The following is a 26,539-nucleotide window of genomic DNA, read 5'->3' on the forward strand; positions in this document are numbered from 1 at the left end:
GCTTGTCGCCGGAGCGTCTAGGGCGGCCCGGGGGCCGCGTCAGGACTTCAGGAGGTCGTCGATGGCCCGGCCCAGGCGCTGCGGGAATCCGGCCTGGTTGGCGTCGTACCAGGCCCTGGCGGCGTTACCCAGGCCAATGGCCTCGTCATCGCTCATGCGGATGATACGTTCCACACAGGCCTCCAGCGCTTCCTCATCGAAGCGCCACAGCGTGGCCGCATTAAGCGTGCCGTTTTCGTGCGCGGCAACGCGCATGCCACGCTCATCGGTCACCAGTTCATTCATTGGCGCGCCATCAGTGGCGAGCACTACCGCCCCGCAGCTCATCGCCTCGACGATGTAGTGGCCCCAGCCCTCGGCTTCGGACAGGCACAGGTGGAACAGGTGGGCATTCTGCAGGCGCCGGATTTCCTCGATATCGGAAAGGAACGTTACCTGGTGATCGAGGTTGGCGGCGGCGGGTGGGCGGTCGGCGGCCGCCACCGAAGGCGACTGCAGCACATGCAGCGTCGGCCACTCGGGATGCCGGCGCCACACATCGAGCAGCCACTCCGTGCCCTTCATGCGGCTGCCGCCGGCGAGATGCAGGAACGCGCGATCGCGCGGTATGCCCTCGCGGCGGCAATCGGTGCTGATGAACCCGATCTGTGCCGTCGGCAACCCCAGCTCGCCGCCAAAGGTGCGCATGGCGCTATCGGTCTTGCACAGGACCGTATCAAAGCGATGCAGGTATCGGCGATCGCGACGGCTCAGCCACTCGGGATGGGGGATGAGCGCATTGCGCCGGGACATGGCCAGGTAACCGGGGTGCACATGCTCGATCGTCAGGCCCAGGTCGTAGCGCGCGGGGCCCTTCCCCAGCAGCCAGCGGGCACGCATGGCGAGCCGGGCGCCCCAGGCACGCCATGGCAGGCCATGGTTGCGCTGCGGGGCACGCGTCACGGTGACATCATGGCCCAGGTCGCGGAGCGCCTGTTCGAACAGCCGGATATCGTGCGTGAGCCCGCGACCGTTGTCCCAGGCAATAAGGTTGATCGATGCCATGGATCAGTGGCCCCTGTTCGATGATTCGCGTTGCGCAAGCGCACGCCCGATATAGACGGCCAGGCCGAGAGTGAGGAAGAAATACAGCGAGTGCGGCATGGCCCGGTAAAACACGTTATCGGTCAGTCCGCACAGTGCATACATGCCGGTCACCGCCAGGCCCGCGCATGCCGGCATCGCCACGCCGTTTTCACGGTGCAGCGCGTGGCGCCCAAAGAACCAAAGGGCGCACCCGAGCATGGCCAGCAACAGGACCAGGGCAGGCAGGCCGCCGGTGACGGCCCATTCCAGGTATTCGCTGTGCGGATGGTCGTAGCGCTCGATCGAGTTGGAGGCCTTCCCCTCGGCGATGCGGCCGCGCGCATAGGTGCCGAACTGGTTCAGGCCCACGCCCGCGAGCGGGTGCTCCGCGACGGCGGAGCCGGCGTTACGCCACATTTCCAGGCGTTCCCTGACGGCGCCGGTGGCATCCTGTTCGCTGTACGTGGAGACCTCTTCGGAGACGGCGGCGAAACGCTCCGCCACCTCACCATGGAGGATCGTGGTGGCAAGGCCAGCAACAGCGACACCCACCAATAGCACGGCGATGGCCTGGCGCCAGCGCCGCGTGCGGGTGGCCTGGAGGATCACCAGCGTTATAAACACGGGGATGCACGCAAGCAGCGGGCCGCGGCTCTGGGTCAGGAGCGCGCCGTAAATGCCAAGCGCGGCGAAGATGCCGTGCAACACGCGTTCGCCCGTGCGCAGTTCGATGCGCAATGCCTGGATCGTGCTGATCAACGACAGCACGAGGATGAACATGCAGAACTCGATCGCACCCCACAGGCCGTTATTGATCCCGTAAACGCGGTCGATGCCCTCCAGGTAGTGCTGCTCGATGCAGATCAGCCCCAGGGCGGCCGCCGACGCGCTGAACCCGAGCCGCAGCACGATAGGGCGCAACGGGGCGGCGAAGCAGGCGGCGATGGGCAGGAACGCAAGGACGTGCGACATGACATCGAACTCCTTGAGGGAGATGCCGTGTGCAAGCGTGTTGGCGAGCCAGAAGACAAACGCTAGCGCAACCGGCACCACGACCAGGGCGCTGCGGCGGAACGCCTGGCGCGTGTAAGGCCGGGTCGCCAGCATCCAGATGCCCACGAGCAGGAGGATAGCCGCCGGCAGCGCCTTGGCCTTGTACGGCAGCGCGAACGACAGCGGCATGATGGCGATCAGCAGCGAGAGGATCCAGGGGCGCCACGCGTTGGGTTTGTCTTGCACTCGGCACCTTGCATCTGTGGACAGCCGCGGACGGCCTGCTCGCCACCCGGGCAGGAAGGCCGGGTACGCGAGGCATGGTACTTTACCGGATCGCGGATGCCGCTCCGTGTGCCCACGGTGGTCCGGCCGCAATTCAGCTAGTGCAAAGGTCGGGCATGAAGATCCTGTTCACCAATTTCCACGCCGGTGACGGCGGCGGCCACACCACGTACGTGACCGGCCTGGCCCGCGGGCTGGCGCCGCGACACGCGATTTTCGTGGCCGCCCCCCCGGGCAGCCGCCTGAACCGCGAGGCGCGGGCTATCGCCGGCGTTGGCGTGATCGACCAGCCGTTTCCGAATGGCCTCGGCAAGCTCGCCGCCCGCGGTCGCGCGCGGCGTCATCTGGCCGGGTGGCTGCGCCAGAATCCCGTGGATATCGTCCATGTGAATGGCTCGGCCGACCACCGGCTCGCGATGGCGGCCGTGCGCGGCCTGCCAAACCGGCCGGCCATCGTGCTCACCAAGCACAATTCCAAGCCCATGACGGGCTGGGGCCACCGCCTGCGTGCCCGTTTTGGCACGGACATGGTGATTGCCGTCTGTGAGTACGTCCGGCGCCAGCTGCAGGCCTCCCCCTACGCGCGTTGCCGGATCGCCACGGTGTTCAATGGCGTGGATATCCAGCGCTTTGCCCCTCAGGCGGTGGCGCCCGCTGATCGTTCCGCATGGCTCGCCCCGGCCGCCGAAGGTGCCGCCCTGCTGATCGGCAGCAATGCGGGAACCGCTCGCTACAAGGGCTGGATGGACCTGGTGGAAGCGCTCGCCATGCTGCGGCCGGACGAGCGCGAGCGGTTCCGTATCGTGCTCGCAGGCGGGTTGCCGGGCGCCGATGAGCTCGCCCGCATCGATGCGCTCGGCGTCGCCCACCTTATTCACTTCACTGGCCGCCTCGATGATGTCCGGCCGATGGTGGCGTCCCTCGACGCCGGGTTTGTCCTGTCGTGGGATGTGGAAACCATCTCGTTTGCGTGCCGCGAGATGATGGCCATGGGCAAGCCGGTACTCGTGACCGATTACGCCGGATTGCCTGAAAACATCCGGTCTGGGACGGACGGCTGGGTGGTCCCCGTCCGCGATAAAGCGGCTATGGGCGAAGCGCTTCGTGCGCTATGGGCAAGCCGGGACGGGTTGGCGGGCATGGGCCATGCGGCGCGTGACCACGCTGAAACCGCATTCGGCCTGGAGCATTTCGTGGACGCGACCGAAAAGGCTTACGCGGGCCTTCTTTCGAGCAGGGCGTAGTACATCCCATCCAGGTCGCCATCGCCCGGCAGCACTTGCCAGCCGATGGCGGCCGCCTGGCCGACCGGCAGGGTGACGGGAACGACCACCGCGTCCTCGCGACTTCGGACAAAGTCCCCCACCACGCCTTCGTTTTCGCGCCGGAGCAGCGAGCAGGTGACGTAAAGCAGCCGCCCACCCGGGGCCAGGGTGTCCCAGCACGCGGCGAGGATGCGCGATTGCTGGGCGACCAGTGCGTCGATGTCGGTGGCGCGGCGGTGCAGCCGCACATCGGGGCGACGCCGGATCACGCCCGTGGCGGAGCAGGGCGCATCGATCATGATCCGGTCGAAGGGGCGTCCATCCCACCAGGCCGAGGCATCGCCTGCATCGGCCACGGTGATGTCTGCCCGCAGGCGCAGGCGTTCCAGGTTCTGGCGAATGCGCGCCGCGCGGCTTGCTTCGTATTCCACGGCGAGCAAGTCCACATCGGCCCTTTCGAGCACGTGGCAGGCCTTGCCCCCGGGCGCGGCACACGCATCGAGCACGCGTTGCCCCGCCCGCGCATCGAGCAGGTCCGCAGGCACCTGGGCGGCACCGTCCTGTACCGCGAAATGGCCTTCGGCGAAGCCCGGCAAGCGCGTGACGTCGGTGCTGTGCGGCAGTACCAGGCCGTCGGCAAGCCAGGCATGCAACGTTGCCGGGTGGCCTGCCCCGGCCAGTGCCGCTGCGACCTGGTCGCGGTGGGCAAGCCGCCGGTTGACGCGCAGCATCAGGGGCGGTTCGATGTTTGCCGCCGCCAGCACGTTTTCGGCCTGGGCCGGCCAATCGCGCGCGATCGCGTCGGCCAACCACGCCGGGTGCGCGTGCCGCGTGGCCGGGTTGGCGTCGAGCGCCGCGTTGAGTGCCTCGCGCTCGCGTTGCCAGCGGCGCAGCACGGCATTGACCAGCCCGGCCAGGCGTGGGCGGCGCAGCTCGCGCGCGGCTTCGACCGTAGCGGCCACCGCGGCGTAACCGGGCAGTTCCAAGGTTTCCAACTGCACGAGCCCCGTGACCAGCAGGGCATGAATCACCGGCTCACTACGCCGGATGGGCTTATCCAGCAGGCGATCCAGTGCCGCATCAAAACGTGGCCACCAGCGAGCACCATCGCTCAGTAGCGCCGTAAGCAGCGCACGGTCACGCGAATCGGGAAGTTTGGGCAGGGCACGATCAGCGGCCTCGCGCAGCGAGTGTCCGGAAAGCGCGATGCTTGCGAGTGCTTCCGCGGCCAGCGCGCGTACCGAGGGGGCCTTGCTCACGAAGCGGCCTGCTTAAGCTCCGGCCGCGCGTTGAGATAATCCGCCACCCCAATGCGGCGGCCACCGGCACGCTGGACTTCGATAAGGCGCAGTGCGCCCTCGCTACACGCCACATCGATGCCATCGCGCGTGGCTGCCAGCACCGTGCCGGGTTCGGCGCCCGGGCGGCCCGCGACGGCAAGTGCGGCCCACACGCGCAGCCGCTCACCCGCGATTTCGCCTTCAGCGACGGGCCAGGGGTTGAACGCGCGCACCATGCGCTCAAGCACGATGGCTGGCTGGGCGAAGTCGATGCGGGCTTCGGCCTTGTCGAGCTTATGGGCATACGCCACGCCATCCTCGGCCTGCACGCGTGGCACGAGGGTTTCCCCCGCCAGCACCCGGCGCAACCCTTCCCCCAGCGCCTCGGCGCCAAGCAAGGACAGGCGGTCGTGAAGGGTGCCGCCTGTTTCGTCGACGGCGATGGGTGTCCGCCGCTCGACCAGCACCGGCCCGGTATCCAGGCCCGCTTCCATTTGCATCAGGTCGACGCCGCTTTCTGCATCGCCGGCCAGGATCGCGCGCTGGATCGGCGCGGCGCCACGCCAGCGCGGCAGCAGCGACGCATGCACATTCCAGCAACCGAGGCGGGGGATGGCCAGGACCTTGCGCGGCAGGATCAGGCCATAGGCGACCACCACCATCAGATCGGGGGCGTAGGCGGCGAGGCGGTCGCGGTCCGCCGTGGCCTTGAACGACTCGGGCTGCTCCACCGTGATCCCCGCGGCGAGCGCGGCTTCCTTGACCGGGCTGGCAGCCAGCTTGCGGCCGCGTCCGGCGGGCCGGTCAGGCTGGGTATAAACGGCAACCACCTCCGCACCGGAGGCGCGGCAGGCTTCAAGGCAGGGGACGGCGAATTCAGGCGTTCCTGCGAACACCACGCGTAAGGAAGACACCGCCATGGATCAGGCGCTGGCCTTGCGCTGCTTTTCCATCCGCTTCAGCAACATGCTGCGCTTGAGCGTCGAAAGGTAATCCACGAAGACCTTGCCGGCGAGGTGGTCCATTTCGTGCTGGATGCACACGGCCAGCGGGCCCTCGGCCTCGACGATGATCTCGTTGCCGTCGACATCGTTGGCCTTCACCTTCACCTTCAGGGCGCGGGTAACGTCGGCATAGATGCCCGGGAAGGACAGGCAGCCTTCCTGGTACACCTGCTGGCCGTCCTTTTCGAGGATTTCGGCGTTGATCAGGGTGAGTGGCTCATCCCGGCCCTCGCTCATGTCCGTGACGAGGACGCGCTTGTGCACGTTGACCTGCGTCGCGGCGAGGCCGACGCCGTTGGCGGCGTACATGGTCTCGTACATGTCGGCCACGAACTGCTTCAGCTCGGCGTCGAACACGGTAACGGGTGCCGCGACGGTGCGCAGGCGGGGATCGGGGAATTCGAGGATGGTGAGGGTGGACACGGTGTCACCTTAAACGGTTGCGGGCCGGGGGAGGCGCGCCATGCCCCGAAAATTGCGGGCAAGTCGGCGAAAACCAAGCGCTTCGACCCTGTAGGATGCCCTCACATTCTACGCTGACGCCGAGGGCCCGGCGAGCGTGCTGACATATTGTGCCCATTAACGATTCGGTTACACTCGCGACAGCACCGGGGAAGGGGGAAAACCCGCCATGTTCAAGAAGTTCGCCATGCTGCTGGGCGGCATGTTTTTCACTGTGGCTGTTTATGCCGCGGCGGCTCAGTTGCGTCCGAACGCACCGGATACCTACACCGTCCGCAAGGGCGATACCCTGTGGGACATCTCGGCCAAGTTCCTCAGCAAGCCCTGGCTCTGGCCCGAGATCTGGCAGGCCAACCCCCAGGTCCGCAATCCCCACCTTATTTATCCCGGTGACGTGCTCAATCTGAGCATGTTCGGCGGCGCCCCGCGTGTTGGCCTGCAGCCGCGCGTGCGCATCGAGGATGACGCCGTCCCCGCCATTCCGCTCTCCGAGCTGCGCATGTTCCTGAAGGATATGCGCGTCATGGATGCCGATAGCGTCGAAAGCGCGCCCTATGTCGTTGGTTTCCAGGATGCCGGCCTGCGCGGCACCCCGGGCAACAAGGTGTATGCGCGCGATTTGGATAGCGCCCGGCCGGGCCAGCGCTGGGCCATCGTTCGCCCGACCCACCGTTTCCGCGACCACGGCGAAGACCAGGGTCACCTGGATGCCGTGAACGATCGCGAGCATGGCTCGTTCGTCGCTGACGATCTGGACAGCGACGTGTCGATGAACCCCAGCCCGTGGCGTGAAGACACCTACCACGACACCCACAACGGCACCGGCAAGGATGCGGGCGTGGAAGTGTCGGTCATCGGTACGGCCGAGGTCCTCGCCACCAACGGCGATATCACCAGCCTGGTGGTCGTCGATTCGACGATGGAAATCCGCAAGGGTGACCGCTTCATGCCGGTCGACGACAAGCCGTACGACCCATACTTCTACCCGCACGCGCCCAAGGCCATGCCGGCCGAGCCGCGCGTGATCGGCCTGGCCGATGCGCACTACGGCGTCGGTAGCCGCCAGGTGGTCTCGATTTCCGCTGGCACCGCCGACGGCATCGATAACGGCACCACGTTCACGGTGATGAGCCAGGGCGAGGCCATCGCCGACGAGGTCAGCGGCAATTACAACCGCCGCTCCACCTCGCGCACCGCCCAGCTGCCGGACGAATACGGTGGTCACCTGATGGTATTCAAGGCGTTCGATCACGTGAGCTACGCGCTGGTGATGGACGCCCTGCGCCCGGTCCGTAGCGGCGACAAGCTCGTCCAGCCCGAATAATCCGGCGGGCCGGCGGGGTACGAAAAGGGAGGCTTCGGCCTCCCTTTTTCATGCCTGCAGGCTTACGCGTGGCGTTGGGCACGCCCCGGCAGCGGCCCCTCTAGACTTGTCAGCATGACCGATCCCGAACTCCGCGCCTGGCTCACCCTCATCCGCACCCCCGGGTTCGGCGGCCGCAAACTGCGTGAAGGCCTGGCCATGCGTGGCGGGGCTGAGGCGCTGCTCGCCTGGCTGCGCGCGCACCCCGACGCCGCCGACCGTGAAGCCCAGGCCTGGCTTGCGGCACCGAATGATGCCGACCTGGCCCGGGATACCGCCTGGCTGCAGGGGGCGGACCAGCGGCTGCTCCTTTGCACGGACGAAGATTTCCCGCCCCAGCTGGAAGCCCTTTCCGATGCCCCGGCGGCGCTGTTCGTGAAGGGAGACCCCTCCCTGCTGCTCCGGCCGCAGATCGGCATCGTGGGCGCCAGGCGCGCGCAGGCGCCTGCCCTGGCGACCGCGCGGCGCTTTGCCGGGGAACTGGCGGCGAACGGCCTGCTGGTCACCAGCGGCCTCGCCGATGGCGTGGATGGGGTGGCGCACACAGGCGCGCTCGATGCCGGGGAGCCCACGGTCGCGGTGGTCGGCACCGGGCCGGACGTGGTCTACCCCAGCAAGCACCACGCCCTGGCCCGGCGTATTGCCGCGCATGGGGCCATTGTCAGTGAGTTCGCGCCGGGGACGCCCTCCCGGGCGATGAACTTCCCCATGCGTAATCGCATCATCGCCGGGTTGAGCCTGGGCGTCCTGGTCATCGAGGCCGGACTGAAGTCCGGATCGCTGATCACGGCCCGGTTTGCGGGCGAACAGGGGCGCGAGGTGTTTGCGCTACCCGGGTCCATTCACAATCCGCTCGCCGAGGGGTGCCACTCCCTCATCGCCGATGGCGCGCGGCTGGTCCAGCGCAGCGATGAGATCCTTGCCGTGCTTGGCCCCGCGGCGCTTGAACTGGGCGCGGAGCTCAGGGCCCGCCTTGAGGGTGGCGGCCCTGCTGCCGGTGCCCGAAAGCGGCCAAAAGGGCCTTTCGACTGGCGTCAGGATGAGGAATATCGCCGCCTGCTCGACGCCATGGGTTACGATCCCGTCCTTTTGGATGCCCTCGTGGGCAGCACGGCCCTCTCCCCGGGTGCCTTGTCGTCGATGTTGCTGATGCTGGAACTGGAGGGCGAGGTCGCCGCCGTGCCCGGGAACCGGTATCAGCGGGTTGTACGGTAACTGTCGCTTGACAGACATCACGACGGTGTGTTTCCAACTAAATATAGACATACGCTGGGGTTCACTCGCCCCAACGGACTTTGGAATCGCGAACGCATGGCAAAGAACCTCCTCATCGTCGAATCGCCGGCCAAGGCCAAGACGATCAACAAGTACCTGGGCGCCGATTTCCAGGTGCTGGCCTCGTATGGTCACGTCCGTGACCTGCGGCCGAAGGAGGGCGCGGTCGATCCGGACCACGGCTTTGCCATGGCCTACGAGGTGATCGACCGCAACGAAAAGCACGTCGATGCCATCGCCAAGGCGGCCAGCAAGGCCAGCAGCATCTTCCTCGCGACCGACTTGGACCGCGAAGGCGAGGCCATCTCCTGGCACATCAGCGAGATCCTCAAGGAGCGCGGCCTGCTCGAGGGCAAGGATGTCCAGCGCGTGGTCTTCAGCGAGATCACGCCCAAGGCCATCAAGGAGGCCGTGGCGAACCCGCGCAAGCTCTCCCACGACCTGGTCGATGCCCAGCAGGCGCGCCGCGCCCTCGATTACCTCGTCGGATTCAACCTCTCGCCTGTGCTGTGGCGCAAGGTACAGCGCGGCCTTTCCGCCGGCCGCGTGCAGTCGCCCGCCCTGCGCATGATCGTCGAGCGCGAGCTGGAGATCGAAGCGTTCCAGGCCCGCGAGTACTGGACTATCCAGGCCAACTTGACCCACGCCGACGGCGCGTTCGACGCCCGCCTGGTGAAGCTTGATGGCAAGAAGTTCGAGCAGTTCGATCTCACCAATGAAGGCGATGCGCACAAGGCGCGCGCCGCGCTGGAAAAGGCTGCGGCCGGCCAGTTCACGGTAGGCGATGTCACCAGCCGCGAGCGCAAGCGCCGCCCCGCGCCGCCGTTCACGACCTCCACCCTGCAGCAGGAGGCCGCTCGCAAGCTCGGTTTCTCCACCAGCCGCACCATGCGCGTTGCCCAGGGCCTGTATGAGGGCGTGTCCATCGGCAGCGAGGGTAACGTCGGCCTCATCACCTACATGCGTACCGACTCGGTCGCGCTGTCCGACGATGCCGTAGCCGAGCTGCGCGACCTGATCGGGCGTGAATACGGTAAAGGCGCATTGCCCGATGCCGTCCAGGTCTACAAGTCCAAATCGAAGAACGCCCAGGAGGCGCACGAAGCCGTACGCCCCACCTCGGCCATGCGCACGCCGCGCAGCGTGGCGTCGTTCCTCAACGATGACCAGCGCAAGCTCTACGAGCTGATCTGGAAGCGCACCGTCGCCTGCCAGATGATTCACGCCACCATGAACACCGTCTCGGTAGAGTTCCCCGTGGGCGAGTCGGCGTTTCGTTCCACCGGTACCACCATCATCGACCCGGGCTTCCTTGCTGTATACGAGGAAGGTCGCGACCAGAAGAACGAGGACGACGAAGAAAACCGTCGCCTGCCGCGACTGGCCGTCGGCGACCGCGTGCCCGTGGCCGCGATCGTGGCCGACCAGCACTTCACCGAGCCGCCGCCGCGCTACTCCGAAGCCAGCCTGGTGAAGGCGCTCGAGGAGTACGGCATCGGCCGTCCGTCCACGTACGCGAGCATCATCCAGGTCCTGATCAGCCGCGAGTACGTCATGCTGGAAAGCCGGCGGTTCCGACCGACCGACGTTGGCCGTGCCGTCAGCCAGTTCCTCTCCGGGCATTTCTCGCAGTACGTCGATTACGACTTCACGGCCAGGCTGGAAGATGAGCTGGACGCGGTCAGCCGTGGCGAGGAGCAGTGGGTACCCCTGCTCGAGCGCTTCTGGCAGCCATTTAAGACACTGGTGGACGACAAGACCGAAAGTGTCGACCGCAGCGAGGCCACCGGTGCGCGCGAACTCGGCACCGATCCGAAATCCGGCAAGCCGGTGTCGGTACGCCTTGGCCGTTACGGCGCTTATGCGCAGATCGGCACCAAGGATGACGAGGACAAGCCGACCTACGCCAGCCTGCGGCCGGGCCAGAGCATGCACACCATCACGCTCGAGGAGGCGATGGAGCTGTTCAAGCTGCCGCGCAACCTCGGCAAGTCCGATGAGGGTGATGACGTGACCGTGGGCGTGGGCCGCTTCGGCCCGTTCGTGAAGCAGGGCAGCGTGTATGCCTCGCTGAAGGCGGAGGATGACCCGTACACCATCGAGCTGCCGCGTGCGCTGCAACTGGTGCAGGAGAAGCTCGAAGCCATCGCCAACCGCACCATCCTCGATTTCGGCAACGGTATCCAGGTGCTCAATGGCCGCTACGGCCCGTACATCACCGATGGCGAAAAGAACGCGCGTATTCCGAAGGATCGCGAGCCCAAGACGTTGACCGAACAGGAATGCGTCGAGTTGCTGGCGGCCGCGCCGGTGAAGAAGCCGCGCGGTGGCAAGGCGGCCAAGAAAACGGCGACGAAGAAGGCAGCCACCAAGAAGGTGGCGGCCAAAAAGGAACCGGCCGCGAAGAAGGCTGCGGTGAAGAAGACCGCGACAAAGAAGGCCGCTGCGAAGAAGACCACGTCAAAAAAGGCCGCGACCAAGAAAACGGCGGCCAAGAAGGCCACGGTCAAGAAAACGGCCACGAAGAAAGCCGCTGCGAAGAAAGCGCCGGCGGCCTGACGTGCAACAGTTCGACCTGGCTCACGTCGATGCCGCCGCAGCGCTATTGCGCCATGGCGGCGTCCTCGCCTATCCGACCGAGGCGGTATTTGGCCTCGGCTGTGACCCGCACGATCATGACGCGTTCGAGCGCCTGTTTGCGCTGAAGGTGCGCCCGGCCACCCAGGGCGTATTGCTGATCGCCGCGAATTTCGCACAGGTCGAACCCTACATCGACCGGGACAAGGTGCCCGCCGAGGTCATGGCGCAGGTTCACGCCACCTGGCCGGGTCCGAATACCTGGGTCTTCCCGCGCAGCGATCGCGTGCCGGCCTGGGTTGCCGGCGGCCACCCCGGTATCGCATTGCGGGTGACCGCGCACGAACCCGCCGCCGCACTGTGCCGCGCCTTTGGCGCGCCGCTGGTCTCCACCAGCGCCAACCCCCATGGTGAGCCGCCCGCGCGCGACGTGCCTACGCTGGCCAGGTACTTCGGCGATCGGCTTGAGGCCACGCTGGATGCGCCGCTGGGCGGCCTGGATCGGCCTACCGTCATCCGCGACGCCCTCACCGGCGCTATCATCCGCGCCTGAGGAAGGGGGTAGAACATCTTGGTGACCGTCTACGAAGTGAGCGGGCGCGAGCGCGCGCCGATGCTGCCGCTGCTGGCCGGCGCGCCCTCCCGTGCGGTGGCCTGGCGTGACGGGCGGGCGATCCCGGCCGCCACCTTCCTTGCCCATGTGCACCAGGTCGCCGCGCTGCTCCCGGATGCGGTGGGTGCGGTCAACCTTTGCGAAGATCGCTACGCATTCCTCGTGGCCTTCACGGCCCTGGTATTGCGCGGCCAGGTCAACCTGCTGCCTCCTTCGCGCGCACCGCACGCTGTCGACGAGGTGATGGCTAACCACGCAGGTTGCTACGCCATTGGCGAACTGCCGCTCGATCCCGCGCCCACGGGTTACCTGCGCATCCCTGCACTGGTCGACGTGCTCCCCGCCTACGGTGACGTGCCCGCGATCGCCGCGGATGCCATCGTTGCCATCGGCTACACCTCCGGTTCGACGGGCAAGCCCAAACCCAATATCAAGACCTGGGGCAGCTTCCACGCGAGCAACGCGGGCAACATCCGCATGCTCGATGCGGTGATCGGCGGCCCCTTCGATGTCGTAGCCACGGTGCCGCCCCAGCACATGTACGGTATGGAGATGTCAGTGGTGATGCCGCTGATGTCCGAGGTGAGCGTCCATTCGGGTCGCCCGTTCTTTCCCGCCGATGTTGCCGCCGCGTTGGCCTCGATGCCTGAGCCGCGTGTGCTCGTCACGACGCCCGTGCACCTGCGCGCCCTGGTCGAATCAGGCGTTCAGCTGCCTTCCCTTGCCGCGTTCGTTTCCGCCACCGCCCCCATGCCCGTCGAGCTGGCAGCTGAGGCGGAAAAGCGGTTCGGCGCACCGCTGCACGAAGTATTCGGTTCGACGGAGACCTGCGTGTTTGCCAGCCGGCGTACCGCGGTGGAGGAAGAGTGGTCGTTGTACGACGACGTGACGCTGCACTCGCAGCCCGATGGCACCCTGGTCGATGCCCCTCAACTGGCCGAGCCGATGTCGCTGGCCGATATCGTCACGTTGCATGGCGGTGGCAGGCGCTTCCGCCTGTGTGGCCGGAATACCGATCTGCTCGAGATCGCCGGTAAACGCGCCTCGCTGGGTGACCTCAATCGCCGCCTGCTCGCCATCGATGGTGTGAAGGATGGCGTGCTCTTCCAGCTGGATGAGCCCGATGCGGCGGGGATACGCCGCATTGCCGGGTTGGTCGTGGCGCCAGCCCTCACGGCGGATGCCGTGATGGGCGCCTTGCGTGCCGCGATGGACCCGGTCTTCCTGCCACGTCCGCTGCGCCTGGTGGATGCCCTGCCGCGTAACGAGACGGGCAAACTGCCGCGAGGTGCCCTGCTGGCGCTGGTCCAGCGCTAGGGCGGGTTACAATCGCCGGTCCACGAACCGGAGATCCCCATGAAAGTCCTCGTCATCGGTAGCGGCGGCCGCGAACACGCCCTGGCCTGGAAACTCGGCCAGTCGCCGCGCGTCGACGAGGTCATCGTGGCGCCGGGCAACGCCGGCACGGCGGTTGAGCCGGGCCTGCGCAACGCGAGTGTCGCTGTCACCGACCTTGATGGCCTTGTCGCCCTGGCGAAGGCCGAGGGGGTGGGGCTCACTGTGGTCGGTCCTGAGGTGCCGCTCGTGGCGGGGGTGGTGGATCGCTTCACCGCGGAGGGCCTGCGCTGCTTCGGCCCGCGCGCCGCCGCGGCGCAGCTCGAGGGAAGCAAGGCCTTCGCGAAGGATTTCCTCGCCCGGCACAACATCCCTACGGCGCACTATGCCGTGTTCACCGACCTCGAGCCCGCGCTGGCCCACGTGCGCGGTACCGGCGCCCCGATCGTCATCAAGGCCGATGGTCTCGCCGCCGGCAAGGGCGTGGTCGTGGCGATGACCCTGGACGAGGCTGAGGCCGCACTGCAGGACATGCTGGGTGGCAAGGCCTTTGGTGATGCGTCGTCACGCGTGGTGATCGAGGAGTTCCTTGATGGCGAGGAGGCCAGCTTCATCGTCATCGCAGATGGCAAGCGTGCGTTGCCGATGGCCACCAGCCAGGACCACAAGCGCCGCGACGATGGCGACAAGGGCCCGAATACCGGCGGCATGGGCGCCTATTCGCCCGCCCCAGTGGTTACGGACGACGTGTCCGCGCGTGTCATGCGCGAGGTCATCGAGCCGACCCTCGCGGGCATGGCGGCCGATGGCGCCCCGTTCACGGGCTTCCTTTATGCCGGCCTGATGATCGACAAGGCTGGCGCACCGAAGGTCATCGAATTCAACGTCCGCTTTGGTGACCCGGAAACGCAGCCGATCATGTTGCGCCTGCAGTCCGATCTGGTTGACCTTGTCGAGGCGGCGCTGGATGGCGATGTCGGCAAGGTGCAGGCAACGTGGGATCCGCGGCCATCCCTTGGTGTGGTGCTCGCCGCCGGTGGCTACCCCGGGAAGGTGCGCAGCGGCGACGTGATCACCGGGGCCGATATCGATTTTGGCCCGGATGTGAAGGTATTTCACGCTGGCACGGCAATGAACGCCGACGGTCGTCCCGTGAGCGCGGGTGGCCGTGTCCTTACGGTCTGCGCGCTCGGAGAGAACCTGGCTGAAGCGCGCGCCAAAGCCTACGCTGCCCTGGAAAGCGTCACATTCGCCGATGCCTTCTTCCGCCACGATATCGCACACAGGGCGCTCGCACGCGAATAAGCCGTGCTCGGCTACACTGCGGTCACACCGCCAGGATAGCCCACGGAATGTCCCAGTTTTCATTGCTCGGCAAGCGGCGGTTTGCGCCGTTTTTCTGGACCCAGGCGCTGGGGGCGTTCAATGACAACGCATTCCGTAACGCCATGGTCATGCTGGTGGCCTTCCAGATGGGTTTGCCTGACAATCAGGTATCGCTCTATACGAACCTGGCGCCCGCGCTGTTCATCCTGCCGTACTTCCTGTTCTCCGCCACCGCTGGCCAGGTCGCGGAGAAGTTCGAGAAGACGCGCATCATCCGTTATGTGAAGCTGTTCGAGATCGCCGCCATGGCGATCGCGGCGATTGGCTTCTACACCCACCACGTGTCGCTGCTGTTGCTCGTGTTGTTCCTGATGGGTGTGCATTCCACCGTGTTCGGTCCCATCAAGTACTCGATCCTGCCGCAGGCGCTTGAGCGCAGTGAACTGGTGGGCGGCAATGCGCTGGTGGAGACGGGTACGCAGCTGGCCATGCTCACCGGCATGATCGTCGGTAATTCGCTGATGCTGATCGCAGGCTACGGCACGGCGGCGGCCTCGCTCACCACCATCGCCATCGCTGTAACAGGGTATCTCGTGTGCCGCGCCATCCCGGCCGCGCCTGCGACGGCGCCCGACCTCCGCTTCAACTGGAACCCGTTTTCCGAAACCTGGCGTGTCCTCAAGCTGACGCACGAGGATCGCGCCATTTTCAACGCGGTGCTGGGTATCTCGTGGTTCTGGTTTTTCGGTACGGTGATGATTGCGCAGCTGCCGAATTACACGCGCCACGTACTGGGTGGCGACGGTTCGGTGAATACGCTCGTGCTGACGCTGTTCTCGCTTGGCACCGGCATCGGCTCGCTGCTGTGCGAGAAAATGTCACGCAAGCGCGTGGAGATCGGCCTGGTGCCCATGGGCGCTTTTGGCCTCACCGTGTTTGCGATTGATCTGTACTTCGCGCGCCCATCGGTTGCCGCGGGTGCGACGCTCACCTGGAGCGCGTTCCTTGGCGTGCCGGGAGCCTGGCGCGCCGCGATGGACCTGACGCTAATCGGCGCGTTCGCCGGCTTCTACGTGGTCCCGCTCTTTGCCTTCGTGCAAAGCCGCGCGCCGCGTGAGCGTCTGTCGCGCATCATCGCCGGTAACAACATCGTCAATGCCCTGCTGATCTGCATCGCGTCCGGCTTCGGCATCGGGCTTACGGCGGCCGGCCTCGATACGCCCACGATCTTCCTGGTGACCGGCGTGGTGAACATCGCGGTCGCGGTGTACATCTTCACGCTCGTTCCCGAGTTCATGATGCGGTTCATCACCTGGGTACTGGTGAATACGTTGTACCGTGTGCGCGTGGATGGGCTTAGGAACGTGCCGGATGAAGGCGCCGCCGTGGTCGTCTGCAACCATGTCAGCTTCATGGATCCGTTGATCCTGATGGCGTGCGTTCGCCGCCCCATGCGTTTTGTCATGTACTACAAGATCTTCAACATTCCCGTGTTGAACTTCGTGTTCCGCACGGCCAGGGCTATCCCGATCGCCGGCCGGAACGAGGATGCCGCGCTGATGGAGAAGGCGTTCGAGGAGATCGATGCGGCGCTTGCCGCCGGCGAGGTGGTCTGCATTTTCCCGGAGGGCGGGCTAACCGCCGACGGCGCTATCCAGGCGTTCCGACCCGGCATTGACCGCATCCTCCAGCGCAGGCCCGTGCCGGTGGTGCCGTTGGCACTGCGCGGCATGTGGGGAAGCATCTTCAGCCGCCGCGACGGCGCGCTGCGCCGCGCGCGGTTGCCACGCCGGTTCTGGTCGCGGATCGAGCTGGTCGGCGGCGAGCCTCTACCGGTCGGCGCGGCGAATGCAGCGATGCTCGAGGCGCGCGTCAGCGAGCTGCGCGGCGATAAAGCCTAGGCGTGCTCACGCTGCCAGCGCGGCGAGGACGATGATCGCCACGACGGCAAGCCACACCACCAAAACACGGCGAATCACGCGTCGCGCGTCTTCCAGCGCGGTCACCGGATCGCTCACGTCTTGCGCGTAGCCATCGCCGGCTTCCACGTCGGCATCTACGCCGGCACGCGCCACGGCGCCAAGGAAATCCGGCTCCAGGCGAGAGCGCGGGCTACCCGACTGGTGATGCCAGGCCTTCCATGCCCCCATGACGGCATCGAAATCCGAGACGAGTGCCATGGCGAATACCATGAGGTGCGCCGGGAGCCAGTCCAGTGCATCGGCAAGGCGCTGTGCTGCCGTGCGGGTGGCGCTATCCAGGGCGAGCGATGCATCGCGCCCCAGCGTTTGCGCCAGGCGGTAGCCAAGGGCGCCGGCGGGCCCAAGCAGGAAGAACCAGCACAGCACGCCGAAGCGGCGGCGCAACGCGGCGTAGAACGTGGCTTCCACGATCGCCGGGGCAAACCAGGGCAGCGGATCCGCATCGACGCGCAACGCGGCGACGGCTTCATCCCGGCGCAGCACATCAGGCGCGCGAACGACGTTATCGATATCCGCCTCGATCTCGCGAGGGCCCAGGCTGTAAACCAGCACCACCACCGCGAAGGCCAGCCACGCCAGGTCGAAGAGGGGCAGGGCCCGGAGAATGCCGGCGATGATGGCGCATGCCAGCACCGGAACCAGTAGCACGATGGCGACGCGCCCCGGGCCTGACGTGTCGCCCAGCCGGGTTACCCAGCCGCGAAACCAACGCTCGTCGCGCCAGCGGGCCACTTGCGGCACGCTCCAGGTGATGACGAGGGCGATGAGGACGGCGAGTAGTCGTAAGGCCATGGCATGCGCGTTTCAAACGGGACGTTGGCCCGATTGTAGGCGAAGCCTCAGCGCTTGGGCGCGCTTGCGATCAGTTCGGCCAGGCTCACGCCGCGCAGGCCAAGCCAGTGCTCGATGAGCCGGTATGACACGGAAAGCGGCGGCGGGACCCCCAGCGTGCCTGCGGCCATGCCTTGCACGATGTCATCGACCGTGAACCAGCGGGCGTCCTCGAGTTCGTCGTCGCGCAGGCGAATATCACGATGCTTCGCTACGGCGGTGAAGCCGACCATGAGCGATGCAGGAAGCGGCCACGGCTGTGAGGAGTGGTAAGTGGCATGCAGTACCTCCACGCCGGACTCTTCACGCACCTCGCGCTTCACGGCGTCTTCGAGCGATTCGCCCGGCTCGATAAACCCGGCGAGCGTGGAATAGCGCCCGGCCGGCCAGCCGCGCTGACGGCCCAGCAGGCAGGCATCGCCGTGCTCCACGATCACGATGATGGCGGCGTCGGTACGTGGGAAGTGCAGGTGGGCGCCATCCGGATTCGTGCATTGCACGCGATGGCCAGCGGCCACCACGACAGTGGGTGAGCCGCACAGCGTGCAGAAGCGGGTCTGCCGCTGCCAGTGGGTGATGCCCTTGGCGAAGGCGAACAAGCCTGCCTCGAACGCATTGAACAGCAGGCCCGCATCGCGCAGCGACATACGCCGTGCGCCAGTGATGCTGGTGAAGAGCTCCGCGTGGGCCTCGTCGAGGACCAGCGTGAACCAGGCGCGGCCCTCGGCCAGGCCTAGCAACGTGGAAGGCACATCGCCAAAGCGCTCGTCGCGCATGGTGGGCGACATCCAGTGTGGCGCATCGGCATCGGGCGTGACGAACGCCTGGCCTTCGGTATCCAGCACGAGAAAGCGCGTGCTCGCGGCGCGTTCGGTTTCCTCAACCCAGAGCCGGTCGTCCCGGCGCTCCGCCATGCGATCGATATCGATGCCGGCGAAGACGTTTTCCCTGGCCCGGGTGGCGGCGGCCTTGTCGCGCTCCTGCTCTGCGCTCACGCAGCGGCGCCGGTCAGGCGCTGAACGACGAACCGCAGCCGCAGGTCGTCTTCGCGTTGGGGTTGCGGATAACGAATTGCGAACCGCTGAACGATTCGGCGTAATCGATCTCGGCGCCGGTGAGGTACTGCAGCGAGAGCGGATCGACGACAAGGGTCACCCCTTCGCGCGAGATGGCGAGGTCGTCCTCGGCCTGGTCTTCGTCGAACGTGAAGCCGTACTGGAAGCCCGAGCAGCCGCCGCCGCTGATGTACACGCGCAGCTTGAGGCCGGGGTTGCCTTCCTCTTCGATCAGCTCGTGCACCTTGCGGGCGGCCGCTTCGGTGAAGACCAGCGGTGCGCCGGCCGACCGGTAATCCGGTGCGCCGGTCGGGGCCATGGGGAATGGGTTGTTCATGCCACCCATAATGGCGCCGTTCGCCCGCAGGTCAAGCCTTCAGGTGAGCGCTGGCGCGGCTTCGATCGCCTGCTGGGCCAGCTGGCGCACGGTGACGGGCGCCCGGTGGATCATCTTGCCGTTCACCTGGGCCCCGGCGGCCATCTCCAGCACCTGGTAGTGCACATCGCCCTCGATCCGGGCCAGCGGGGCCAGCTCAAGACGTTCAGCGACATCGATATCGCCCGTGACGCCGCCATTGATGACGGCATGCGGGACGTCCACCTTGCCGATGACCCGGCCGGTCTCACTGATCGTGAGTACGCCGTCGCTGCCCGGGTCGGCGTGAACGGCGCCTTCCACCGTGCCGTCCAGGTGGAGGGCACCCGAAAAATGCACATCGCCGCGCACCGTAACGCCGCGAGCGATAAGGCTGGTGGCGGCCGCGCCGACCGAGGGCGTGGGGTTCTTACGGTTGCTGCTGAACATCGGTGACCTCGTCGGTTCGGGTGGCGTCGGTCCAGGCGACCGTGGTGCTGGTTGCATCACCATCACCGGCGCTGGCAGTGAAGCGCAGGCGTGTGGGGCGGAAGCCCGCCGGCATGGTGAAGCTGGCCTGGGCCTGCTGGAAATATTTGAAGGAGAAAGGAATAGCGGTGGAGGCGGCCGACTGGCCCAGGGCCGCTCCCTCGAGGGTGGTGACCTTGGTCCCCTGGATGCCCTCGACGGCCACCTTGAGCTCGCCCTTGAGCAGTTCGCCGCGGCGCGCGTTTTGGGTGAGGGTCGCCACCAGGTTCCATGCGTTTGGCATGCCGGGTACGGCCGTTACCCGCGCGCCCTGGATCTTCAGGCCGTCGCGCTGGCCGTTGCCGCCCACCAGGCGCGAATAGAAGGCCAGGTCGGTGCGCAGGCCGCTGATTTCCTCATCGCGCTCTGAGAGGTTCTTCTTGAGCTCTTTCGTGGCGATATCGGCGACCTGGCCCGCACGCTCCAGATTAGCCACCCGCTGACGCAGGTCGTCGTTATCGGCGCGGAGTTGCGCCGTGCTGGCGCGGGAGGCCCCGGGCGCGGTAGGGGCCGTGGATGACAGCGCCCATGCCAGGCCCGCCGCGACCACGACGCTCGCCGCCCAGCCGGCCCCCAGCAGCAGCCGGGTGCGGCGCTCGCGGGCGGCATCGTGCGTGCGCACGACGAAGCGTGGCGGGTGGCGTGGCGCCATGGAGGGTTCCGTGCAAGAAGCGTGAAGGGCCGATGGTATAGCCCCTGCGTTTCAGAATGGTCAAGGAACCCCGCCACGTTCCCATGAAAAAGGCCGCCTTGCGGCGGCCTCTTATCGTTGGATCAGTGCTCCAGCGGCCCGACCTTGCTGAGCATGTAGCGCTCGGGACCGATATCGGAGATGAGGCTGAACTGCGTCTCCAGCCAGTCGATGTGCTCTTCTTCCTGGCCAAGGATGAACTTGAACAGATCGCGGCTCACGAAATCGTGGATGCCTTCGCTGTAGGCGATGGCCTCGCGCAGGTCCTTGGTCGCCAGCATTTCCAGGTCGAGGTCACCCTGCAGGGCTTCGACGACATTCTCGCCGATGCGCAGCTTGCCGAGGTGCTGCAGGTTGGGCAGGCCATCGAGGAACAGGATCCGCTCGATGAGCTTGTCCGCGTGCTTCATCTCCTCGATGGATTCCTCGTACTCGTGCTTGGCGAGTTCGTTGTAGCCCCAGTCCTTGAACATCCTGTAATGCAGGAAGTACTGGTTGATGGCGGCCAGCTCGTTGTAGAGGACCTTGTTGAGGTATTCGATGACCTTCGCGTCGCCCTTCATGTGGCGTCTCCCTGGGAATTCAGCCACGACTATACGTCGCCACGAAAACCCATGACGTAACGAGAATGAAGACGGTTTGCGTCTGCGTCTGGCGGCCGATGAGACGCCAGCGTGCAAGGACGCTCGGACTGAACTGCAGGGGCGCGCTTGCGCGCGATCCGGCCCTCAGGCCGTGGCAGGCAGGAACGAGAGAACGGCTGGCTGCGCGGAGATGGCTTCACGCAGGCACTGCCGCGCCTCGGGTTCGCAGGCACCGCAGCAATCCGAGCAGCCCGTGCGGGCCTGGAGTTCGGCAAAGGTGTTCACGCCCTCGGCCGCGTGGCGGCGGATGGCGTGGTCGGTGACGGCGTTGCACATGCAGATGTACATGGGTACGAATTCGAACGCGAATGCGAACGATTGTCAACTGCGCGTTTGTGAAGGCCGTTCAGCCGGCGGTTCAGCCCTGGCCTGCGGCTTCCCGGGCAAGGCGCAGCAATTCGGCCTGCTGGGGGCAGGTGCCGATTTCGACCCGGCAGACGGTCTCGACCGTGGGGGCGAACTGGCGGAGGGCGCGTTCGTACACCTGGCGCTTGAAGTTGACTACGTGGTTGGCGGGGTACCAGAAATCCACCCAGCGCCAGAGGTCGAACTCGGGCTTCTCGCAGGCGTCCAGGCGCAGATCTTCTTCGGCACCGGTCAGGCGCAGCAGGAACCACACCTGCTTCTGGCCGATGCAGGTGGGACGCTGGTGGTGGCGGACGAATCGGCTGGGCAGGCGGTAGCGCAGCCAGCCGCGCGTCTCGGCCAGCACCTCGACGTGCTGGGCCTTGAGGCCGGTCTCTTCTTCCAGCTCGCGGTACATGGCTTCCAGCGGCGTCTCGTCGCTGCGCATGCCGCCCTGGGGAAACTGCCAGCCGTCGCGGTTAACCCGGCGGGCCCAGAACAGGCGGCCGTCGGCGTTGAGGAGGACAATCCCCACGTTCGGTCGATAGCCATCTGCGTCGATCATTCAGCCTCCGCGAACCTTTCGCGTTACGGTCGATTCAACCACACCGCGAGAAGCCGCTTCAAGGCGCCTCTTGATTGGTGAGCCAGCCCCGATTAAACTGCCCGGCCTTCGCGGGCCTGCCTGCGAACGACCAGGTTTCACGGCTAGGTAGCTCAGCTGGTCAGAGCGCGGCACTCATAATGCTGAGGTCGGCGGTTCGAGCCCGCCTCTAGCCACCAGGAAAACGAAAGCCGCCCCGGCATGCCAGGGCGGCTTTTTTCTTGCCTCTTACAGGGGCGTGGCTTCGAGCTCGGGGGGCGCGGAATCCAGTACCACGCGTGCCAGCTCCACCACGTTGTGCACGCGTAGCTTGGCCATCAGGTTGGAGCGGTGCAGTTCCACGGTCTTGGGGCTGATCTTCAGCTCACTGGCGATCACCTTGTTGAGCTTGCCCAGCATGATCCCGTCCAGCACCTGCGATTCCCGGCGGGTCAGTGCGACACCCGGGCGCAGGCTCGTGAGCGCGTTCGGTTCCACCTCTGCGGCTGCAGGCTCCTCGCCAACGGGCATCAGGAACACCGCCTGGAACGTGATTGGACTCATGTCGAGCGTCTGCCGGGTGATCCGGTAACGGCGCGGCGCTGCATGGCGGTCGCTGAACAGGTATTCGTCGGGCTGTTCGGTGGGTGCCAGGTGCGCGTCGAGCCACGCCGGGCCAGCCCGGCCCCGGCCTATCCCGAACTCCCGCTGGAATGCGGCATTAACCATCACGGCGCGGCCACCCTGGCTGGGCCAGACCACGCAGGGCCACGGCAGGGCGGAAAACACTCCCTCGGCCAGCGCGCACGGTTGCGGCTGGTCGACAGACTCACGACCAAGGCACATCGATGCCTCCTTCGGTGAACCAATGTCGGTGTCGGAGGCGCCCCCTCGCGCCCCATGTAGTTACCACTGCAACCGTTACGCCATGAAAAGTCCATGAACCGGGCGCCCGGATCGGCCAAAGTGCGATCTGCGTCGTGAAGGTTCCTTGCGCCCGGTCAGATTCGGGCGGTCGGCTACAATGGCCCCATGCGTATCTTCAAGACCTTCAATATCGAGGCTGCCCACCGGCTGCCGAACGTGCCCGAGGGGCACAAGTGCTCCCGCCTTCACGGGCACTCCTTCCACGTGGAGTTGCATGTGGAGGGCCCGATCGACCCCGTGTTCGGCTGGGTCATGGATTTCGGCGACCTCAAGGCGCGGTTCAAGCCGCTGTATGAGCGCCTGGACCACAACTACCTCAACGATATCGAGGGGCTTGAGAACCCCACCAGCGAAAATCTCGCCCGCTGGATCTTCGAGCATCTCCGCCCCGAGGTGCCGCTCCTTTGCAAGGTCGTGGTCCACGAAACCTGCACCTCTGGTGCTGAGTACGCGCCGTAAGCCAGGCGCCGTTTCGGCAAGACAAAAGCTGTCATCGCAACAAATAGTGGTTGCTGCCCTGCAGCAGGCGGGTCTACACTCCGGCACCTCCCCGTTTCCCCGACGGAACACGATGCCGCACGTAAACGCTTACGCTGATCTTGCACGGTTCGTCGAACAGGCAACCGCCGCACAGGCCGTGGCCTGGCGTGGCATGGAGCGCGTGGCCGACCTGCACCTGCAGGCGCTGGAAGGGCATGCGCGTGCGGCAACAGGGCTCATGGCCGATGCCATGATGGCCCAGGATGCTGACGCGTTGCGCGCCATGTTCGTGCGCGGTGGCGATCTGCAGCGGGAGGGCGTCGAGCGGGCCGCAACGGCCGCCGGCGACATCATGGATGTGGCCGTGGAAACGGCGACATCGCTGGGCGCACTGGTGGCCAAGCCCGCCAGGGCCTGATCCATCGCCGCTCCTCGCCAACGACGCGACGGATCGTCGCGCCGGCGGGTGGTTATGGACTTTCGTCGCTTGTCCGGTTGTTTACGGCACTGGTATACTTTTCCAGATTAAACCGTGGCCCGTTGAACCATCTGGTGCCGCCTTCGAGCGAAACCACGGGAGCCTCGCGTTGCTCAACAGTCTTGCAGCCGGTCGTCACCTTGCTATGCGCGTGGTCATCACGCAGCTCGCGGTGGCTGTCGTCGCGGGACTCGCTTTCTGCCTGCAGGGGCGCGCCGCCGGACTGGCCGCTTTCGCAGGTGCCCTGATCGTTGCTTTCGCTACCGCGCTGCTTGCCGCGCGAGCGTTCAGCGCGCTGGGCGGGGCAGGGGCAACGTTCATGCGGTTCCTGGTGGGCATGATCCTTCGCTGGATCATTCTGATCGGGGGCCTGCTGCTCATTCTGGTTCAGTGGAAGCTGCCACCCTTGCCGGCACTGGTCGGCCTGGTAGCGGCTTACGCGGTCAACGTATTTGCATTCAGATTCAAGGGTTGAGGCATGGCTAGCGAACCGCAGGGCGGTCTAACCGAATACATCCAGCACCACCTGAACCACATGACGGTGAATTTCAGCGCCGATCATTTCTGGTTCTGGAACCTCCGTGCCGACTCGATCATCATCTCGTTTGTCCTCGGCGCCGCGTTCTGCCTGTGGTTCTGGCTGTTCGCCCGCAAGGCCACCTCGGGCGTGCCGTCCAAGGGCCAGGCCCTGGTCGAGCTGGCCATCGAGTTCGTCGATACGCAGGTAAAGGACACCTTCCACGGCGACCGCCGAACGGTCACCCCGCTGGCGCTGTCCATCTTCATGTGGGTGTTCCTTATGAACGCCATGGATCTGCTGCCGGTCGACCTGGCTGGCTGGCTCGTCCACACGTTCGCGGGTGATGAGGTCGCGCACCACACCTACTTCCGCATGGTGCCCACCGCCGATATCAACACCACCGTGGGCCTGTCGGTCGCCGTGCTGTTCATCGTCATCGGCCATGGCATCAAGGCCAAGGGCGGCTTCGGCTTCGGCAAGGAGCTGCTCACTGCGCCGTTCCATGCGGAAAACCCGATCGCCAAGCTCGTGCTGGTGATCCCGAACTTCCTTCTTAACGTCGTCGAGACCCTGTCGAAGCCCGTGTCGCTCGCCATGCGACTGTTCGGCAACATGTACGGCGGCGAACTGGTGTTCATGCTGATTGCCGGTCTGATGGTGAGCTGGATCAGCTTCGTGCCTGGTGTGCTGTTCAACACAGCCTGGGCGATCTTCCACATCCTGATCATCGCCCTGCAGGCGTTCATCTTCATGATGCTGACGATCGTCTACATCGCCACGGCGCGGGAACATCACTAACTCACCGCACCGACGTTCCACTTTTTCAGTTCGTCTTTTTCAACCTTTCGCTATTAGTTATCCCAGGAGAACACCATGGAACTCGCATCGCTTCTCGCCCACGTCCAGGGCATGACCGCCATCGCCATCGGCGTGATCATCGGCCTCGGTGCGCTCGGCGCCTGCCTCGGTATCGCCATCATGGGCTCGAAGTTCCTCGAGTCGGCTGCTCGCCAGCCTGAGCTGGTCCCGCTGCTCCAGGGCCGCATGTTCCTGCTCGCCGGCCTGATCGACGCGGCGTTCATTATCGGCCTCGCCGTCGCCCTGCTGTTCGCGTTCTCGAACCCGCTGGTTGGCGCCGTCCGCGCTGCCATCGGCGGCTAAGAAGCCGTTCGTTCGTCTTGCCGCCGCGGCGCTAAGCGCTGCGGCGGCCGTCAGTACACAAGCGTTCGGAGTCTTTCGGAGAGATCATGGAAATCAACATGACCTTCCTGGGCCAGATGATCTCTTTTGCGATCCTGGTCTGGTTTACCACCAAGTTCATCTGGCCCCAGCTCAATGGTGCCATCGAAGAGCGCCAGAAGAAGGTGGCCGAGGGCCTTGCCGCCGCTGAGCGTGCCCGTGCGGAACTCAAGGACGCCGACGCCAAGGTCGCGGCCGAGATCAAGCAGGCTCGCGTCCAGTCCACCGAGATCATCGACAAGGCCCAGGCCCAGGCCAATGCCATCGTCGAGAAGGCTCGCGTGGAAGCGATCGACGAGATCAACCGTCTGAAGGCCCAGGCCCAGGACGAGATCGCGTCGATGGCCCAGCGTGCACGCGAACAGCTGCGTGAGCAGGTGGGTGCGCTCGCTATCCAGGGTGCAGAGAAGATCGTCCAGCGCGAAATCGATCCGGCGGCCCACAAGGCGCTGCTCGACCAGCTCGCTGCCGAGATCTGATCATGGCCCAGGCGCTCACCCTCGCCCGTCCGTACGCGCGCGCTGCCTTCGAGGTAGCGCACGCGTCCGGTGCGCTCGCCGATTGGTCGGCAGCGCTGAATTTTGCCGCCGCGGTCGCGGTCGACCCCCAGGTCGCCGGCCTCGGCAATGATCCGCGCGTGCAGCCCAAGCAGCTCGTCGCGATCCACCTTCCGCAAGGCATGGCTGCCGATGCACCGTTCGCCCGCTTCCTCGAGGAGCTGGCTGAGAACGGCCGCATGGGCCTGCTGCCGGAAATCGCTGCGCTCTACGACCAGTACAAGCTGGAGTCGGAGTCGACCTTGAAGGTCAAGGTCACCAGCGCGCTGGATCTCGACAGCGCCCAGGCCGAAGCCCTGCGTGCTTCGCTGAAGCGCCGCTTCAAGCGCGAGATCGAACTGGATACGCACGTCGATCCGGCGTTGCTCGGCGGTGTCGTCATCGACACGGGCGAGCAGGTCATCGACGGTTCGGCGCGCGGCCGCCTGCAGCGGCTGGCCAGCGTGCTGACGCACTGATTACGAGCTTCTCATACCACCGG

General features: G+C 66.0%; 29 protein-coding genes and 1 tRNA gene. 16 read left to right on the forward strand and 14 right to left on the reverse strand.

All coding sequences use genetic code 11. The features are described 5' to 3' along the window. Positions 1 to 39 precede the first annotated feature (39 nt). Positions 40 to 1,044 carry a glycosyltransferase gene (locus L2Y97_RS01275; RefSeq protein WP_247431941.1) on the reverse strand — a complete coding sequence of 335 codons (1,005 nt, stop codon included), beginning with the start codon at positions 1,042 to 1,044 and terminating at the stop codon, positions 40 to 42. Between the two features lie 3 nt (positions 1,045 to 1,047). Then, positions 1,048 to 2,304, reverse strand: a complete 1,257-nt coding sequence (locus L2Y97_RS01280) for an O-antigen ligase family protein (RefSeq protein WP_247431944.1) — start codon at positions 2,302 to 2,304, stop codon at positions 1,048 to 1,050. Between the two features lie 155 nt (positions 2,305 to 2,459). Here L2Y97_RS01280 and L2Y97_RS01285 point away from each other — a divergent pair, with 155 nt between their 5' ends. Further along, positions 2,460 to 3,587 (forward strand): glycosyltransferase, encoded by a 1,128-nt coding sequence (locus L2Y97_RS01285; protein WP_247431947.1) that lies wholly within the window; start codon positions 2,460 to 2,462, stop codon positions 3,585 to 3,587. Here the strand turns inward: L2Y97_RS01285 and rsmB are convergent. From rsmB to def, 3 genes are read right to left on the reverse strand one after another with little or no spacing between them, the layout of a single operon-like run. Further along, positions 3,557 to 4,867, reverse strand: coding sequence for a 16S rRNA (cytosine(967)-C(5))-methyltransferase RsmB (gene rsmB / locus L2Y97_RS01290; RefSeq protein WP_247431950.1), 1,311 nt, complete (start codon positions 4,865 to 4,867; stop codon positions 3,557 to 3,559). The two genes, L2Y97_RS01285 and rsmB, sit on opposite strands and share 31 nt — an antisense overlap. Next, the gene (fmt, locus tag L2Y97_RS01295) at positions 4,864 to 5,808 is read right to left on the reverse strand and encodes a methionyl-tRNA formyltransferase (protein WP_247431953.1); all 945 of its coding nucleotides are present in this window, start codon (positions 5,806 to 5,808) and stop codon (positions 4,864 to 4,866) included. The genes rsmB and fmt overlap by 4 nt, the downstream gene beginning before the upstream one ends. Positions 5,809 to 5,811: 3 nt before the next feature. Then, on the reverse strand, positions 5,812 to 6,315 hold the full coding sequence (gene def / locus L2Y97_RS01300; RefSeq protein WP_247431956.1) for a peptide deformylase: 504 nt from the start codon (positions 6,313 to 6,315) through the stop codon (positions 5,812 to 5,814). Positions 6,316 to 6,523: 208 nt separating this feature from the next. Between def and L2Y97_RS01305 the strand changes: the two genes are divergently transcribed. The 7 genes from L2Y97_RS01305 (at position 6,524) to L2Y97_RS01335 (ending at position 16,744) form a co-directional block, all read left to right on the forward strand. Continuing rightward, positions 6,524 to 7,678 carry a LysM peptidoglycan-binding domain-containing protein gene (locus tag L2Y97_RS01305; RefSeq protein ID WP_247431959.1) on the forward strand — a complete coding sequence of 385 codons (1,155 nt, stop codon included), beginning with the start codon at positions 6,524 to 6,526 and terminating at the stop codon, positions 7,676 to 7,678. 114 nt (positions 7,679 to 7,792) lie between these two features. Beyond that, positions 7,793 to 8,932 (forward strand): DNA-processing protein DprA, encoded by a 1,140-nt coding sequence (gene dprA / locus L2Y97_RS01310; RefSeq protein WP_247431961.1) that lies wholly within the window; start codon positions 7,793 to 7,795, stop codon positions 8,930 to 8,932. A gap of 96 nt (positions 8,933 to 9,028) precedes the next feature. After that, the gene (locus L2Y97_RS01315; RefSeq protein WP_247431964.1) at positions 9,029 to 11,551 is read left to right on the forward strand and encodes a DNA topoisomerase I; all 2,523 of its coding nucleotides are present in this window, start codon (positions 9,029 to 9,031) and stop codon (positions 11,549 to 11,551) included. 1 nt (position 11,552) lies between these two features. Further along, a complete protein-coding gene (gene tsaC, locus L2Y97_RS01320) occupies positions 11,553 to 12,122 on the forward strand; it encodes an L-threonylcarbamoyladenylate synthase type 1 TsaC (protein WP_247431967.1) in 570 nt (189 codons plus the stop codon). An 18-nt stretch (positions 12,123 to 12,140) separates the two neighbouring features. Continuing rightward, complete coding sequence (locus L2Y97_RS01325; protein ID WP_283248296.1) at positions 12,141 to 13,499, forward strand: AMP-binding protein; 1,359 nt, start codon at positions 12,141 to 12,143, stop codon at positions 13,497 to 13,499. A gap of 39 nt (positions 13,500 to 13,538) precedes the next feature. After that, positions 13,539 to 14,822: a phosphoribosylamine--glycine ligase gene (purD, locus tag L2Y97_RS01330; protein ID WP_247431969.1), complete on the forward strand. Its 1,284-nt coding sequence runs from the start codon at positions 13,539 to 13,541 to the stop codon at positions 14,820 to 14,822. A gap of 47 nt (positions 14,823 to 14,869) precedes the next feature. Beyond that, positions 14,870 to 16,744: an MFS transporter gene (locus L2Y97_RS01335; RefSeq protein WP_247431972.1), complete on the forward strand. Its 1,875-nt coding sequence runs from the start codon at positions 14,870 to 14,872 to the stop codon at positions 16,742 to 16,744. A 6-nt stretch (positions 16,745 to 16,750) separates the two neighbouring features. Here the strand turns inward: L2Y97_RS01335 and L2Y97_RS01340 are convergent, their stop codons facing one another. The 8 genes from L2Y97_RS01340 to L2Y97_RS01375 form a co-directional block, all read right to left on the reverse strand. Next, positions 16,751 to 17,617: a beta-lactamase induction protein gene (locus L2Y97_RS01340; protein WP_247431974.1), complete on the reverse strand. Its 867-nt coding sequence runs from the start codon at positions 17,615 to 17,617 to the stop codon at positions 16,751 to 16,753. Positions 17,618 to 17,664: 47 nt separating this feature from the next. Further along, on the reverse strand, positions 17,665 to 18,651 hold the full coding sequence (gene nudC / locus L2Y97_RS01345) for an NAD(+) diphosphatase (RefSeq protein ID WP_247431977.1): 987 nt from the start codon (positions 18,649 to 18,651) through the stop codon (positions 17,665 to 17,667). A 13-nt stretch (positions 18,652 to 18,664) separates the two neighbouring features. Continuing rightward, positions 18,665 to 19,048, reverse strand: coding sequence for an iron-sulfur cluster insertion protein ErpA (gene erpA / locus L2Y97_RS01350; RefSeq protein WP_157006468.1), 384 nt, complete (start codon positions 19,046 to 19,048; stop codon positions 18,665 to 18,667). A gap of 39 nt (positions 19,049 to 19,087) precedes the next feature. Next, the gene (locus L2Y97_RS01355; protein WP_247431980.1) at positions 19,088 to 19,516 is read right to left on the reverse strand and encodes a bactofilin family protein; all 429 of its coding nucleotides are present in this window, start codon (positions 19,514 to 19,516) and stop codon (positions 19,088 to 19,090) included. Beyond that, positions 19,497 to 20,246 carry a DUF6776 family protein gene (locus tag L2Y97_RS01360; RefSeq protein ID WP_247431983.1) on the reverse strand — a complete coding sequence of 250 codons (750 nt, stop codon included), beginning with the start codon at positions 20,244 to 20,246 and terminating at the stop codon, positions 19,497 to 19,499. Before L2Y97_RS01360 ends, L2Y97_RS01355 begins: the two co-directional genes overlap by 20 nt. A 122-nt stretch (positions 20,247 to 20,368) precedes the next feature. Then, positions 20,369 to 20,848 carry a bacterioferritin gene (gene bfr / locus L2Y97_RS01365; RefSeq protein WP_247431986.1) on the reverse strand — a complete coding sequence of 160 codons (480 nt, stop codon included), beginning with the start codon at positions 20,846 to 20,848 and terminating at the stop codon, positions 20,369 to 20,371. Positions 20,849 to 21,013: 165 nt separating this feature from the next. Further along, positions 21,014 to 21,205: a (2Fe-2S)-binding protein gene (locus tag L2Y97_RS01370; RefSeq protein WP_425492807.1), complete on the reverse strand. Its 192-nt coding sequence runs from the start codon at positions 21,203 to 21,205 to the stop codon at positions 21,014 to 21,016. An 82-nt stretch (positions 21,206 to 21,287) separates the two neighbouring features. After that, on the reverse strand, positions 21,288 to 21,839 hold the full coding sequence (locus L2Y97_RS01375; RefSeq protein ID WP_247431991.1) for an RNA pyrophosphohydrolase: 552 nt from the start codon (positions 21,837 to 21,839) through the stop codon (positions 21,288 to 21,290). A 141-nt stretch (positions 21,840 to 21,980) separates the two neighbouring features. On the opposite strand from L2Y97_RS01375, the gene L2Y97_RS01380 reads away from it, so the two are divergent. Next, positions 21,981 to 22,057, forward strand: a tRNA-Met gene (locus tag L2Y97_RS01380). 49 nt (positions 22,058 to 22,106) lie between these two features. On the opposite strand, the gene L2Y97_RS01385 is transcribed toward L2Y97_RS01380, so the two are convergent. Further along, positions 22,107 to 22,703 (reverse strand): response regulator transcription factor, encoded by a 597-nt coding sequence (locus L2Y97_RS01385; protein WP_247431994.1) that lies wholly within the window; start codon positions 22,701 to 22,703, stop codon positions 22,107 to 22,109. Between the two features lie 186 nt (positions 22,704 to 22,889). Here L2Y97_RS01385 and queD point away from each other — a divergent pair, with 186 nt between their 5' ends. The 7 genes from queD to L2Y97_RS01420 all read left to right on the forward strand — a co-directional run bounded on the left by queD (position 22,890) and on the right by L2Y97_RS01420 (position 26,516). Continuing rightward, complete coding sequence (queD, locus tag L2Y97_RS01390) at positions 22,890 to 23,243, forward strand: 6-carboxytetrahydropterin synthase QueD (RefSeq protein ID WP_247431997.1); 354 nt, start codon at positions 22,890 to 22,892, stop codon at positions 23,241 to 23,243. Positions 23,244 to 23,355: 112 nt separating this feature from the next. Next, a complete protein-coding gene (locus L2Y97_RS01395) occupies positions 23,356 to 23,682 on the forward strand; it encodes a phasin family protein (protein ID WP_247432000.1) in 327 nt (108 codons plus the stop codon). A 169-nt stretch (positions 23,683 to 23,851) separates the two neighbouring features. Further along, a complete protein-coding gene (locus tag L2Y97_RS01400) occupies positions 23,852 to 24,217 on the forward strand; it encodes an ATP synthase subunit I (protein ID WP_247432003.1) in 366 nt (121 codons plus the stop codon). A 3-nt stretch (positions 24,218 to 24,220) separates the two neighbouring features. Beyond that, positions 24,221 to 25,060, forward strand: coding sequence for a F0F1 ATP synthase subunit A (gene atpB, locus L2Y97_RS01405; RefSeq protein WP_247432006.1), 840 nt, complete (start codon positions 24,221 to 24,223; stop codon positions 25,058 to 25,060). Between the two features lie 75 nt (positions 25,061 to 25,135). Further along, the gene (gene atpE, locus L2Y97_RS01410) at positions 25,136 to 25,423 is read left to right on the forward strand and encodes a F0F1 ATP synthase subunit C (protein ID WP_247432008.1); all 288 of its coding nucleotides are present in this window, start codon (positions 25,136 to 25,138) and stop codon (positions 25,421 to 25,423) included. A gap of 86 nt (positions 25,424 to 25,509) precedes the next feature. Then, positions 25,510 to 25,980: a F0F1 ATP synthase subunit B gene (locus tag L2Y97_RS01415; RefSeq protein ID WP_247432011.1), complete on the forward strand. Its 471-nt coding sequence runs from the start codon at positions 25,510 to 25,512 to the stop codon at positions 25,978 to 25,980. 2 nt (positions 25,981 to 25,982) lie between these two features. Next, on the forward strand, positions 25,983 to 26,516 hold the full coding sequence (locus L2Y97_RS01420) for a F0F1 ATP synthase subunit delta (protein WP_247432014.1): 534 nt from the start codon (positions 25,983 to 25,985) through the stop codon (positions 26,514 to 26,516). Positions 26,517 to 26,539: the final 23 nt, after the last annotated feature.

Origin of the sequence: Luteibacter aegosomatissinici, from assembly GCF_023078495.1 — a bacterium.
Taxonomy (GTDB): domain Bacteria; phylum Pseudomonadota; class Gammaproteobacteria; order Xanthomonadales; family Rhodanobacteraceae; genus Luteibacter; species Luteibacter aegosomatissinici.